The organism is Neisseria subflava (assembly GCF_003044935.1).
GTDB lineage: Bacteria > Pseudomonadota > Gammaproteobacteria > Burkholderiales > Neisseriaceae > Neisseria > Neisseria subflava_E.
Genome location: NZ_POXP01000002.1, coordinates 358,949 through 372,673, shown reverse-complemented (window position 1 = coordinate 372,673; position 13,725 = coordinate 358,949). Strand labels below are relative to the sequence as shown.

The 13,725-nt window shown below is 52.0% G+C and carries 12 protein-coding genes; 10 read left to right on the top strand and 2 right to left on the bottom strand.

What is annotated here, in order from left to right:
* Nucleotides 1-48: 48 nt before the first annotated feature.
* Nucleotides 49-1,890: an autotransporter assembly complex protein TamA gene (locus tag DBY95_RS07385; RefSeq protein WP_107723894.1), complete on the bottom strand. Its 1,842-nt coding sequence runs from the start codon at nt 1,888-1,890 to the stop codon at nt 49-51.
* Nucleotides 1,891-2,337: 447 nt separating this feature from the next.
* Here DBY95_RS07385 and sstT point away from each other — a divergent pair, with 447 nt between their 5' ends.
* Both sstT and DBY95_RS07375 read left to right on the top strand, forming a co-directional pair.
* Complete coding sequence (gene sstT, locus DBY95_RS07380; protein WP_107723893.1) at nt 2,338-3,561, top strand: serine/threonine transporter SstT; 1,224 nt, start codon at nt 2,338-2,340, stop codon at nt 3,559-3,561.
* A gap of 227 nt (nt 3,562-3,788) precedes the next feature.
* Nucleotides 3,789-5,645: an ABC transporter ATP-binding protein gene (locus tag DBY95_RS07375; RefSeq protein WP_107723892.1), complete on the top strand. Its 1,857-nt coding sequence runs from the start codon at nt 3,789-3,791 to the stop codon at nt 5,643-5,645.
* 110 nt (nt 5,646-5,755) lie between these two features.
* Here the strand turns inward: DBY95_RS07375 and DBY95_RS07370 are convergent, their stop codons facing one another.
* Nucleotides 5,756-6,484 carry a TIGR00730 family Rossman fold protein gene (locus tag DBY95_RS07370; RefSeq protein ID WP_107723891.1) on the bottom strand — a complete coding sequence of 243 codons (729 nt, stop codon included), beginning with the start codon at nt 6,482-6,484 and terminating at the stop codon, nt 5,756-5,758.
* A 141-nt stretch (nt 6,485-6,625) separates the two neighbouring features.
* Between DBY95_RS07370 and truC the strand changes: the two genes are divergently transcribed.
* The 8 genes from truC (at nt 6,626) to nuoE (ending at nt 13,689) form a co-directional block, all read left to right on the top strand.
* Entirely contained in the window at nt 6,626-7,342 is a 717-nt protein-coding gene (gene truC, locus DBY95_RS07365) for a tRNA pseudouridine(65) synthase TruC (RefSeq protein WP_107723890.1), read from the top strand.
* A gap of 97 nt (nt 7,343-7,439) precedes the next feature.
* Complete coding sequence (gene prfB / locus DBY95_RS07360) at nt 7,440-8,543, top strand: peptide chain release factor 2 (RefSeq protein WP_003681666.1); 1,104 nt, start codon at nt 7,440-7,442, stop codon at nt 8,541-8,543.
* 199 nt (nt 8,544-8,742) lie between these two features.
* On the top strand, nt 8,743-10,200 hold the full coding sequence (locus DBY95_RS07355; RefSeq protein ID WP_107723889.1) for an oligopeptide:H+ symporter: 1,458 nt from the start codon (nt 8,743-8,745) through the stop codon (nt 10,198-10,200).
* Between the two features lie 334 nt (nt 10,201-10,534).
* The gene (locus tag DBY95_RS07350) at nt 10,535-10,891 is read left to right on the top strand and encodes an NADH-quinone oxidoreductase subunit A (RefSeq protein WP_003686600.1); all 357 of its coding nucleotides are present in this window, start codon (nt 10,535-10,537) and stop codon (nt 10,889-10,891) included.
* Complete coding sequence (locus DBY95_RS07345) at nt 10,882-11,364, top strand: NuoB/complex I 20 kDa subunit family protein (protein ID WP_002215610.1); 483 nt, start codon at nt 10,882-10,884, stop codon at nt 11,362-11,364. Before DBY95_RS07350 ends, DBY95_RS07345 begins: the two co-directional genes overlap by 10 nt.
* Before the next feature lie 12 nt (nt 11,365-11,376).
* Nucleotides 11,377-11,970, top strand: a complete 594-nt coding sequence (locus DBY95_RS07340; RefSeq protein ID WP_049332999.1) for an NADH-quinone oxidoreductase subunit C — start codon at nt 11,377-11,379, stop codon at nt 11,968-11,970.
* Entirely contained in the window at nt 11,960-13,216 is a 1,257-nt protein-coding gene (gene nuoD, locus DBY95_RS07335; protein ID WP_107723888.1) for an NADH dehydrogenase (quinone) subunit D, read from the top strand. Before DBY95_RS07340 ends, nuoD begins: the two co-directional genes overlap by 11 nt.
* Nucleotides 13,216-13,689: an NADH-quinone oxidoreductase subunit NuoE gene (gene nuoE, locus DBY95_RS07330; RefSeq protein WP_107723887.1), complete on the top strand. Its 474-nt coding sequence runs from the start codon at nt 13,216-13,218 to the stop codon at nt 13,687-13,689. The genes nuoD and nuoE overlap by 1 nt, the downstream gene beginning before the upstream one ends.
* Nucleotides 13,690-13,725 lie beyond the last annotated feature (36 nt).

Below are 13,725 nucleotides of genomic sequence, written 5' to 3'. Positions count from 1 at the left end.
GGCCTGGAATGGCTGAGGCCGTCTGAAAGAATGGATGGTGTATGTTTGTTAAAATCTTGTGCCTAAGCTGATGTGCCAGCGGATTTTTTTGTCATGGTGGCCGTAGGCAATGTCGAAGGAGAACGGCGCAACCGGGCTGAACCAGCGCACGCCCAAGCCGGTACCGTGTTTTAAGGTCATGTGTTTGAAGTTGCTTGCCGCATCGCCGACATCGTGGAAGATGGCGCCGGAGAAGCTTTTGGTGACCGGGAATTGATATTCGAGGCTGCCGACCACCAAGGCGCGTTGCGGCAGGATGGAGCCGTTGGGGCCGGCCAAGCCGATGCTGTCGAGTTCGTAACCGCGTACAGAAGTTGCGCCGCCGGTGCGGAACATCAGGCTGGACGGCACTTCTTCGCCTTCGCGGGCATAAACATAGCCTGCCTGTCCGCGTACGATGAACGTACCGAGTTTTTTGTTTTCAGGCGTGAAGAAATAGCCTGCGCGTGCCGTGGCACGTGCCATTTGGGTGGAGGAGAGGAATTTGCCCAAGGTCGAGCCGATTTTGCCGTCGAGGTAGTAGCCGTTTTGAGGATGCAGCTCGGTTTCGATGCTTTGCCGTTTCCATGAGGCGGTCAGCATGGTGGCATGGCTTCGGCCCAAATCGTAGCTGGTGTCGGGGACTTTACGGTCTTCGGTAATGAATTCGAGGCCGAACCGGGCATCGATATTGTTGCGGTCGCGGACATACCAAATGCCGCTGCTCAGGGCGCGTTTTTCAAGGTTTTGCGTGGTCGAGCGGTTGTAGGAAACGTTGCTGGTCCAGTAGTTGCCGCGGTTGTTGCGCGGTTGGCTGATACCGGCGGCCAGCGTGGTTTCGTATTTGTCCATGTCCCAAACGATGGAACCGATGTAGCCCTTGTTAAAGAGGTTGTAATAGTCGTAGGCGATGCGGCCGCCGATTCCGTATTCGGAGTCGTAGCGGATACCGGTTTCCAGTTTGTGGCGTTTGACTTCGGTCACGTTGATTTTGACGGGAACGCGGTCGCCTTGCAGTTGGTCGAAGTCGGCTTGTACGGACGCGCCGGAATAGTGGCCGTTTTGTTCTAGCGCCTGTTGCAGGTCGAGGATTTTGTCCAAGTCGTAAGGCGAACCGGGGTGGAAACGCGCCATGCCAGAAACCACGCTCTCAGGGTAGCGGCGTGTGCCGGTGATTTGGAAATCGCCAAAGTAAATGGGGCGGTTGCTCTCCACGATGACGTTCAAGTCGGCTTTTTGGGTATTGGGATTAATGGTGGCTTGGGTGGTGGTGAGTTTTGCCAATGGATATTTTTTGCGTGTTACCGCGCTGAGTACGGAGGTTTTACTTGCACTCCAGCCGTCTTGGTCGAAGTTTTCGCCGACGGGCTGCTGCCAGTTTTCCATCGCATTTTGGTAGTATTCGGCCAAGTTGTCGTCATTCAATACGTCGCCGAGGATGGCCACGCTGACGTTGTCGACTTTGGTGCGTGGGCCGGTGGTGACGTTGACGGTGTAGCTCTCGCCGTGGTCTTGAATATTGACGTTGCTGTTGAAGTAGCCTTTGGTCCGGAGCATGGTTTTGACGTTGTCGGGTGCCTCTTCGGCGAGGAAGCCGACCTGCTCTTTATCCAGCTCTTCTTCCTGCTGCTGGGTAATCAGCGGCAGGTATTCTTCAAGCATTTCTTTGACTTCGCTGTCTTGGGTGTCGATTTTGACGGGGAATTTGGGCTTGAGTTTGCCTGTTTGGTCGTCTTTGGGCTGCTTGGGCATTTCGGATTCGGGAACAGCTTCGTAGTCTTCCGCTTTGGGAACGGAAGTATCTACTGCCAACGCGTGTCCGTAGGCGAGCGCCAATGATGCAAATAAAACAGGGTAGGTCAGTTTGGTCATGATGTGTGTTCGACAGCGACAATTCTTCAGTTTGGGGATTTTAACATTATTTCTGCAAGGTTTCAGGCTATGGTTATAAACGGAAATTTAGCGCGATAATGTTGCAAAATGTGACGTAAGGGCGGATTTTGGTTTGTTTCTATCTGATTGTAATATTTATGTTTTTGTATTTTGATTGATGAAGTTGCCTTTGTATTCGGCCTTATGGCGCAGATTTCAGGCCGTCTGAAAGCAAGATATAGAGAAGTAAAGCAACGGTATGGGCATACTTTAAAGTAGGGTTTGAGCGGGTTTGACTGTATTTTTGGTATAAAGTGCCAACTGTGTCATAAATGCTAAACTTTAATGCTGTTTTTGTGAGGTGTGCATGAAAACCTCGCCGACAAATGATTTTTTATTTTAGAATGTAAGACTTTTTTAACATATCTTTAAATTGAAGGAACGGATATGGCAAGTGGCAATCCGCTTTTAAACGCGATCAACAGCGTCAGCCTGGTGGTGCAAATCGCCATCGGCTTGGTTTTAGGTATTCTTGTGGGCGCAGTTGCGCCGCAAGTCGGTATCAGCGCAGGACTGCTGGGCAGCCTGTTTGTCGGTGCGCTTAAGGCTATTGCACCGATTTTGGTATTTGTTTTGGTGACTGCCGCCATTGCGCAACACCAAAAAGGCAATCAGGCCCACATCAAACCGATTTTAATTTTGTATATTTTCGGTACGTTTGCCGCGGCCGTGGTGGCAGTCATTGCCAGTATGGCATTCCCGACTACGCTGATTCTGCGTGCGGCCGGCGATGTATCCGTTGCGCCGCCTTCCGGCATTATCGAAGTGTTGAAAACGCTGCTGATGAATTTGGTGGCCAACCCGATTAACGCGCTGGCCAATGCCAACTATATCGGCATTTTGGCTTGGGCCCTGATATTGGGTGCGGCTTTGCGCCATCACGGTTCGGATACGACCCGCCAAGTGGCGGCCGATTTGGCCGATACCGTTTCGACCGTTGTGAAATGGATTATCCGTTTTGCGCCGCTGGGTATTTTCGGCTTGGTGTCCTCTACCATTGCGGAAACCGGTTTTGAAGCGCTTGCCGGCTATATGCAGCTGTTGGCCGTATTGCTCGGCTGTATGCTGTTTATTGCGTTGGTGGTCAACCCGATTATTGTGTGGTCGCAAATCCGCAGCAATCCTTTCCCGCTGGTGTTTACCTGCCTGCGCGAAAGCGGCGTGTATGCCTTCTTCACCCGTTCTTCCGCCGCCAACATCCCTGTGAACATGGCATTGGCGAAAAAACTGGGTCTGCACGAAGACACTTACTCTATCTCCATTCCATTGGGTGCAACCATCAATATGGCCGGTGCGGCCATTACCATTACCGTTTTGGCGATGGCTGCGGCGCACACGCAAGGCATTACGGTTGACTTCGCCACCGCCCTGCTGTTGAGCCTGGTGGCTACCGTCAGTGCGTGCGGTGCATCCGGTGTGGCCGGCGGCTCGTTGCTGCTGATTCCATTGGCGTGCAGCCTGTTCGGTATCGATAACGATGTGGCCATGCAGGTGGTTGCCGTCGGTTTCATCATCGGCGTGATTCAAGACTCTGCAGAAACGGCGTTGAACTCTTCCACCGACGTTTTGTTTACTGCCGCTGCCGATTTGGGTCGTCAACGTAAAGAGTAATTTTTAGGGTTAAGCCCAATCCGGCAAAGGCCGTCTGAAAAGTTTCAGACGGCCTTTGTTTTGGGCAAAGCAAAGGGATTTTTAGATGGCCAAGCCGATAGATTGGTTTGGTCGGACTGACGGTATCTGCTGTCATCAGTTGGATTTTTCCCGTAAAATACAGCCTTGAATGTATTTGAGTTATCCTTTTCAGACGGCCTGGCCGTCTTATCAAATTTGCAAAAACAATGATTAAAAAAATATTCTCATGGTTCGAGTCCCGCATCGATCCTTATCCCGAAGCCGCCCCGAAAACGCCAGAAAAAGGGTTGTGGCGGTTTATTTGGAGCAACATTGAAGGCGTGCGCAAATGGATTGCCGTGTTGGCCGTGTTTACGGTCGGCGTCGGCATTATGGAAGCCTTGATGTTCCAATTTATGGGCAAGGTGGTCGACTGGCTCGGCGCTTATACGCCGCAAACGCTTTTTGTTGAAAAAGGCCATGCATTAATCGGCATGATGGCCATGGTGGCATTTTTTGCCGTTTGGACCTTTTTCGCTTCCAATGTGCGCCTGCAAACCCTGCAAGGCGTGTTCCCCATGCGCCTGCGCTGGAATTTCCACCGCCTGATGCTGGGGCAGAGCCTGGGCTTTTATCAGGACGAATTTGCAGGACGCGTGTCCGCCAAAGTCATGCAGACCGCGCTGGCGCTGCGCGATGTCGTGATGACCGTTGCCGATATGGTTGTGTATGTGCTGGTGTACTTCATCACTTCCGGCGTGATTCTATCCTCATTCGATGCCTGGCTTATCGTGCCGTTTATCTGCTGGATGATTGGATTCGCGATGATTATGCGCTTTCTGATTCCCAAACTCGGCAAAACCGCTGCGCGTCAGGCCGATGCACGCTCGCTGATGACCGGCCGCATTACCGACGCCTACTCCAATATCGCCACCGTCAAACTTTTCTCCCACGGCGCGCGCGAGGCCGCTTATGCCAAGCAGTCGATGGAAGAGTTTATGGTAACCGTCCATGCCCAAATGCGTTTGGCAACGCTGCTGCACACCTGCAGCTTTATCGTCAACAGTTCGCTGACCGTCGGTACGACCGCCTTGGGTATTTGGCTTTGGTATCACGGCCAAGTCGGCGTAGGTGCGGTAGCCACGGCCACAGCCATGGCATTGCGTGTGAACGGTTTGTCGCAATACATCATGTGGGAATCTGCCCGATTGTTTGAAAACATCGGTACTGTCAACGACGGCATGGCCACCCTGTCCAAACCCCACACCATCCTCGACAAGCCGCAAGCCTTGCCGCTTAAAGTCACCCGAGGCGAAATCAAGTTTGATCATGTCGATTTCTCCTACGAAGCAGGCAAACCGCTTCTTAACGGCTTTAATCTGAACATCAAACCCGGCGAAAAAGTCGGCTTGATCGGCCGTAGCGGCGCGGGTAAATCCACCATCGTCAACCTGCTCCTACGCTTTTACGAACCGCAAAGCGGCACGATTTCGATCGACGGCCAAAACGTGGACAGCGTGACCCAAGAAAGTCTGCGCGCCCAAATCGGTTTGGTGACACAAGATACCTCCCTGCTGCACCGCTCCGTCCGTGACAACATTATCTACGGCCGTCCCGATGCAACCGAAGCCGAAATGATTTCCGCCGCCGAACGCGCCGAGGCCGCCGGTTTTATTCCAAACTTAAGCGATGCCAAAGGCCGACGCGGCTATGATGCGCACGTTGGCGAACGCGGCGTGAAACTTTCCGGCGGCCAGCGCCAACGCATCGCCATCGCCCGCGTTATGCTCAAAGACGCGCCGATTCTGTTGCTTGACGAAGCCACCAGCGCGCTCGACTCCGAAGTCGAAGCCGCCATCCAAGAAAGCCTCGACAAAATGATGGAAGGCAAAACCGTGATTGCCATCGCCCACCGCCTCTCCACCATCGCCGCGATGGACCGCCTCATCGTCTTGGACAAAGGCCGCATCATCGAAGAAGGCAGCCACACCGAGTTGCTCGAGAAACAAGGCCTGTACGCCAAACTTTGGGCGCACCAAAGCGGCGGCTTCTTGAGTGAGCATGTCGAGTGGGAAAACAATTAACGCTTTGAAAGAAGATAAAAGGCCGTCTGAAAACATTTTCAGACGGCCTTTATTAATGAAGCAAAGGGTAGGTGGGATAACCGCCCTTTGTCAGTTGAAACCTTAGTTTTTTACAGCCCCAGTGACCAAGCATTTTGGTGTTCGGACAAGTCTTCCAGGCGGTTTTCGTAATGGGCGAAGATTTCTTCGATGATTTCGTCTTCGTCGTCGATGACTCGAATCAAGTTCAAATCCTCTTCCAAAATCAGGTTTCTGCCCAGCAACTGCTCGCGTATCCAGTCCAACAGTCCCGCCCAAAATGCTTTGCCCACTAAGATAATCGGGCGGTCGGGCGTTTTGCCGGTTTGCACCAAAGTCAGGCTTTCAAACAATTCGTCCAGCGTGCCGAAACCGCCGGGTATGACGACATACGCCACGGCGTGTTTGACGAACATGACTTTGCGCGGGAAAAAGTGTTGGAATTTAATCGACAAATCCTGATAGGGATTGGCTTTTTGCTCGTGCGGCAACACGATATTCAGCCCCACCGCCGGACTTGCGCCTGCAAACGCGCCTTTGTTGGCCGCTTCCATAATGCCCGGCCCGCCGCCGGAAATGACGGAAAATCCGGCATCCGACAGTTTGCGGGCCAAGCGCAATGTGAACTCGTAGTCGGGATGGTTTTCAGGCGTGCGCGCGCTGCCGTAAATGCTGACGGCTGGTTGAATGGCGCGCAATTCTTCGCCGGCTTCGACAAATTCGGAAATAATCTTCAATACATGATACGACTCACGCGCCTGAATATCGCGGCGGGTTTCGTCGGGCAGCATGGGTTTGGGCAGTTTTTTGAGCAGGCTCACGGCTTTTCCTTCGTGTTTTTATGTGCGGTATTGTAACCCGAAAGGGGCGAGCCGTCTGAAAGTTGGGTTTCGGCGGCAAGTGTGCCTGCTACATTTTCAAAAGCCCGTTACAATATCTGCTTTTATTTTCACTGCTCCGCCATGCTAGATATTATCCACCGCGACAGCCGCACCATCGCCGTCAACAAACCTGCCGGAATGCTGGTGCACCGAAGCTGGTTAGACAAACACGAAACCCGTTTTGCCGTGCAGACCCTGCGCGACCAAATCGGGCAGCACGTCTATCCCGTCCATCGCCTCGACCGCCCGACTTCCGGCGTCTTGCTGTTTGCCCTCGATACGGAAGCCGCACGGTTATTGACGCAGCAGTTTGAAAACAAAACCATCGAAAAAAACTATTGGGCGATTGTTCGCGGTCATTTGCCTTCAGACGGCCTGATTGATTACGCCCTCAAATATATGCCCGACAAAATCGCCGAAGCGCAGACCGAAGCCACATTGCAGGAAGCGCAAACCGCCTACCGTTGTCTGGCACAAACCGAGTTGCCGTTCCAGTCCGCCCTGCGTTATCCGACCTCGCGTTATTCGTGGGCCGAACTCACGCCGCACACCGGCCGCAAACACCAACTCCGCCGCCATATGAAACACATTTTCCACCCCATCGTCGGCGACACCAACTACGGCGATTTGCGCCAAAACCATGCCGTTGCCGAACATATCGGCACGCAACGCCTGATGTTGCACGCGCGAAGCCTCAGTTTTCAAAGCATAGAAGACGGTAGTCGGATTACCGTAAACGCGCCGACAGACAACGACTGGCGGCTTTGGATGGAAAAATTCAAAACCGAGGCCGTTTGAAAATCCAAACTGCACATTTTCAGACGGCTCGGTCATGGAAAAAAACAGGCAAATCCCTTACAATACGCCCCTAAAATTTTGAAAGAACACAAGAATCATGGAAGCCGAAGTAATCAACCAGCTTAACAACACCCTAAACGACTTGGAGAAGCGCAGCGAAGACATCCGCGTCTATATGGACTACCAAGGCAAAAAAGACCGCCTTGAAGAAGTCGTCGGCCTCTCCGAAGACCCGGAACTCTGGAACGACCCCAAACGCGCCCAAGAAATCGGCAAAGAGCGCAAAATCCTCGAAGGCATCGTGGTGACCCTCGACAACATCGCCACAGGCATCGAAGACAACCGTATGTTGATCGAAATGGCTGTTGAAGAAAACGACGAAGAAGGTTTCGCAGCTGTACAGGAAGACGTGGCCGGTTTGGAAAAACAAATGGCCGACCTCGAATTCAAACGAATGTTCAACCAGCCTGCCGACCCGAACAACTGCTTTATCGACATTACCGCAGGCGCAGGCGGTACGGAAGCCGAAGACTGGGCAGGCATGCTGTTCCGCATGTACAGCCGTTACGCCGAGCGCAAAGGCTTCAAAATCGAAATCCTTGAGGAAGACGACGGCGAAATCGCAGGTATCAACCGCGCCACCATCCGTGTGGAAGGCGAATACGCCTACGGCCTGCTGCGTACCGAAACCGGCGTTCACCGCTTGGTTCGCTATTCGCCGTTTGACTCCAACAACAAACGCCACACGTCGTTCTCGTCCGTGTTCGTTTACCCCGAAATCGACGACTCCATCGAAATCGAAATCAACCCGGCCGATTTGCGTATCGACACTTACCGCGCATCCGGTGCCGGCGGTCAGCACATTAACAAAACTGACTCCGCCGTGCGTATTACCCACGAGCCGACAGGGATTGTGGTTCAATGTCAAAACGACCGTTCTCAACACGCCAACAAAGCCGCCGCGATGGAAATGTTGAAATCCAAACTGTACGAATTGGAAATGCGCAAACGCAATGAAGAGAAGCAGGCGTTGGAAGAAGGCAAGTCCGATGTGGGTTGGGGCAGCCAAATCCGTTCGTACGTCTTGGACTCCTCACGCATCAAAGACTTGCGTACAGGCTACGAAGTCGGCAACACCAAAGCCGTATTGGACGGCGACTTGGACGGCTTCATCGAAGCCAGCCTGAAACAAGGTGTGTAAACCGTAAGAGATAAAATGCCGTCTGAAAGATTTCAGACGGCATTTTTCAGTTTGAAAGAAACATTATTTTGCAAATATTAAAACATGTTTTGCAAATGCAAAGATTGGCGGTAATATATAGTTTCTATAAAAATGATTGGTAGGTGCAATAGGCCGTCTGAAGCCTAATCCTGTCCGATATATTAGGAGAACTTATTAAATGTCCGGTCAAAAGCTGTCTTCTGCCGAGAAAACTTTCTTCGGTCATCCTTTGCAATTATCCACCCTATTCCATATTGAGCTGTGGGAACGTTTTTCCTTCTACGGTATGCAGGGCATCCTGCTGATTTATCTGTATTACGCCGCGAATCAAGGCGGTTTGGGTATGGATAAGGCTTTGGCCGGCGGTATCGTTGGCGCATACGGCGGCAGCGTTTACCTGTCCACTATTCTCGGCGCATGGTTGGCCGACCGCATTTGGGGCGCGGAACGTACCCTGTTTATTGCCGGTATCGTCGTGATGACCGGCCATATTTTATTGGCGATTGTGCCGGGTTTGATGGGATTGCTGTTGGGCTTGGTGTTTATCGCACTGGGCAGCGGCGGCGTGAAATCGTCTGCCGGTTCGATGGTCGGCTCTTTGTATGAACGGGACGACCTGCGCGAATTGCGTGATGCCGGTTTCTCCATTTTCTATATTTCCATCAATATCGGCGGTTTCTTAGGCCCTTTGTTGACCGGTATTTTGCAAGACAGAATGGGATTCCATTACGGTTTCGGCGCGGCGGCCGTCGGTATGGCATTTGGCCTGCTGTGGTATTCGCGCGGCCGTAAAAACCTGCCGCATACGCCGGCTCCGAATCCGTTGCGCCCTGAAAAGATACAGACTGCAATAGCTGTCGGTGTGTTGCTGGTTTTGGTGTTGGGCAGCGTGATTGCTTCCGGCGCGCTTAATCTTGAGAATTTTTCACGCTGGCTCTTGGGCGTGGTCATTATCACTGTTATCGCTTATTTTGCACGCCTGCTGGGCAGCAGCCAGGTTGAGGCGGCCAATAAACGTTACATCATGGCCTATATTCCGTTGTTTTTGACCATTTGTATGTTCTGGGCGGTTTGGTTTCAGGTGTACACCGTTGCAACGGTTTATTTCGACGAAACGGTTGACCGTACTTTCTTCGGCTTTACCGTGCCTGTTTCATGGAAAGATTCGATACAGGCCATGTGGGTGGTTCTCTTTTCCGGCGTGATGGCGGCGGTGTGGACGAAAATGGGCAAACGCCAACCTAAAACGCCGTTGAAATTTGCGCTGGCCATGTTGATAACCGGTGTCTCTTATTTGTGTTTCATTCCGTATATTTCATCCGAGACCCCGATGCCGATTATCGTGTTTATGCTGGTGTTGCTGGCGATTACGATAGGTGAGTTGATGCTGTCGCCGATTTCGCTGTCGTTTTCCACTAAAATCGCACCGAGCATGTTTAAAACACAAATGGTTGCGTTGAATTTCTTAGCATTGTCCATCGGCTTTACCTTGGGCGGAGTGTTGTTTAAAGACTACTACAATGCTCAGTCGCCATTGGATTTCTACTGGATGCTGGCCACCATCGGCGCAGTAACCTGCGGTATCCTGCTGGTACTTACCCCGGTATTGAACCGCATGCTCAAAGGTGTCGATTGATTTTTCTATTTAAAATAATGTGATGTACGCAGGCCGTCTGAAAAGAATCAGTTTTCAGACGGCCTGATGCTTTTATTGAGGTTTGGGAAAGGACGGTTTTCCAGATTTTTGAAGTAAATCGGACAGGCGGAAAATCCGAATTAAATGATACATGATTAAAACGAAATTAAAATTTGGAAATATTAAATAAGAATAAGAATTGTTCTCATAACTTTATTGAATTTATTAGGGTTTTTTTGCTGATTTGCTGATATTTACCTTTAAATGGCTTTTGAAATTCGATAAAATGGTAATCTATTTTTAAGATTTGTCTGTCAACCAGTTAGGTACGACCATGTTGGCCAGTTACTTTCCCGTCCTCGTATTCATCCTCGTCGGCCTTGCGGCCGGCGTACTGTTTATTCTGCTCGGCACAATTTTAGGCCCGAAACGTCACTATGCCGAAAAAGACGCGGCTTACGAATGCGGTTTTGAAGCCTTTGAAAACGCAAGGATGAAGTTCGACGTGCGCTATTACCTCGTCGCCATCCTCTTTATCCTGTTTGATTTGGAGGTCGCGTTCATGTTGCCGTGGGCAGTCGTGTTCAAAGATTTGGGCGCGTACGGCTTCTGGTCTATGCTGGTGTTTATCGTCGTTCTGACGGTAGGCTTTATTTACGAATGGAAAAAAGGTGCGCTGGAATGGGAATAGAAGGCGTTTTGAAAAAAGGTTTCATCACCACCAGCGCGGATACGGTGCTGAACTATATGCGTACCGGTTCGCTGTGGCCGGTTACTTTCGGCTTGGCCTGCTGCGCCGTGGAAATGATGCATGCGGGTATGGCGCGTTATGACCTTGACCGTTTCGGCATCATTTTCCGTCCGTCCCCCCGTCAGGCCGACCTGATGATTGTGGCAGGTACGCTGACCAACAAAATGGCGCCCGCCCTGCGCCGCGTATACGACCAGCTCGCCGAGCCGCGCTGGGTATTGTCTATGGGCTCGTGTGCCAACGGTGGCGGCTATTACCACTATTCTTATTCCGTTGTGCGCGGTGCCGACCGCGTCGTGCCAGTAGACGTTTATGTGCCGGGTTGTCCGCCGACTGCGGAAGCCCTGATTTACGGCCTGATTCAGCTCCAACAAAAAATCAAGCGCACTTCCACCATCGCGCGTGACGAGTAAGGAGAGGACGATATGGCAAGCATTCAAAACTTATACGAGACCGTCGTCGGCGTGCTTGGCGATCAGGCAAGCAAAGTCATTTCAGCTTTGGGCGAGATTACCGTCGAGTGTCTGCCCGAGCACTATATTTCAGTCATGACCGCATTGCGCGACCATGAAGAGTTGCATTTCGAGCTTCTGGTCGACTTGTGCGGTGTCGATTACAGCACTTACAAAAACGAAGTATGGCAGGGCAAGCGCTTTGCCGTCGTCAGTCAGCTGCTTTCCGTTAAAAACAATCAACGCATCCGCGTACGAGTCTGGGTTTCAGACGACGACTTCCCCATAGTCGAATCCGTAGTCGATATTTACAACAGCGCGGATTGGTACGAACGCGAAGCTTTCGATATGTACGGCATCATGTTCAACAACCATCCGGACCTGCGCCGCATCCTGACCGATTACGGTTTCGTTGGACATCCGTTCCGCAAAGACTTCCCGATTTCCGGCTATGTGGAAATGCGTTACGACGAAGAGCAAAAACGCGTGATTTACCAACCTGTTACCATTGAGCCGCGCGAGATCACGCCGCGTATCGTCCGTGAGGAGAACTACGGTGGCCAATAAATTAAGAAACTACACCATCAACTTCGGCCCGCAACACCCTGCGGCGCACGGCGTATTGCGTATGATTTTGGAGTTGGAGGGCGAAACCATCGTCCGCGCCGACCCACATATCGGCCTCCTGCACCGCGGTACTGAAAAACTGGCTGAAACCAAAACCTATCTGCAAGCCCTGCCCTATATGGACCGCTTGGACTACGTTTCCATGATGGTCAACGAGCAGGCGTATTGCTTGGCAGTAGAAAAACTTGCCGGTATCGATGTGCCTATCCGCGCCCAATACATCCGCGTGATGTTCGCCGAAGTAACGCGCATCCTCAATCACTTGATGGGCATCGGTTCGCACGCCTTCGACATCGGCGCGATGACCGCCATCCTTTACGCCTTCCGCGACCGCGAAGAGCTGATGGACTTGTACGAAGCCGTTTCCGGCGCGCGTATGCACGCCGCCTACTTCCGTCCCGGCGGCGTTTACCGCGACCTGCCCGATTTCATGCCTAAATACGAGAGCAGCAAATTCCGTAATGCCAAAGTATTGAAGCAGCTCAACGAATCCCGCGAAGGCACCATGCTCGACTTCATCGATGCCTTCTGCGAACGTTTCCCGAAAAACATCGACACACTCGAAACCCTCCTGACCGACAACCGCATTTGGAAACAGCGTACCGTCGGCATCGGCGTCGTCTCTCCTGAGCGCGCCATGCAAAAAGGCTTTACCGGCGTCATGTTGCGCGGTTCCGGCGTAGAATGGGACGTGCGTAAGACACAGCCTTACGAAGTGTACGACAAAATGGATTTCGACATCCCCGTCGGCGTCAATGGCGACTGCTACGACCGTTACCTCTGCCGTATGGAAGAAATGCGTCAATCCGTGCGCATCATCAAACAATGCTCCGAGTGGTTGCATGTCAATCCGGGTCCGGTCATTACCACAAACCACAAATTCGCTCCGCCCAAACGTACCGAAATGAAAACAGGTATGGAAGACCTGATTCACCATTTCAAACTCTTTACCGAGGGTATGCACGTTCCTGAGGGCGAGACCTACACCGCTGTCGAACATCCGAAAGGCGAGTTCGGCGTTTACATCATTTCAGACGGCGCAAACAAACCCTACCGCCTGAAAATCCGCGCACCCGGCTTCGCCCATCTGCAAGGCATGGACGAAATGGCAAAAGGCCACATGCTGGCCGACGTCGTTGCCATCATCGGTACGCAGGACATCGTATTCGGGGAGGTTGACCGATAATGTTATCCGCAGAATCCTTAAAACAAATTGATATTGAGTTGGCAAAATACCCTGCAGACCAACGCCGCTCCGCCATTATGGGCGCATTGCGTATTGCCCAGACCGAAAAAGGCTGGCTCGCTCCCGAGATCATCGCTTTTGTCGCAGACTATATCGGCATCTCGCCTGCACAAGCCTACGAAGTCGCTACTTTCTACAATATGTACGACCTTGAGCCTGTCGGCAAATACAAACTGACCGTTTGTACCAACCTGCCCTGCGCCCTGCGCGGCGGTATGGCTACCGGCGAATACCTCAAACAAAAACTCGGTATCGGCTACGGCGAAACCACGCCTGACGGTAAATTTACCCTTGTCGAAGGCGAATGCATGGGCGCATGCGGCGACGCTCCGGTTATGCTGGTCAACAACCACAGCATGTGCAGCTTTATGACCGAAGAAGCAATTGACAAGAAACTTGCCGAACTGAAATAAAAGGCCGTCTGAAAACAACGGCTGCAACCGATACGA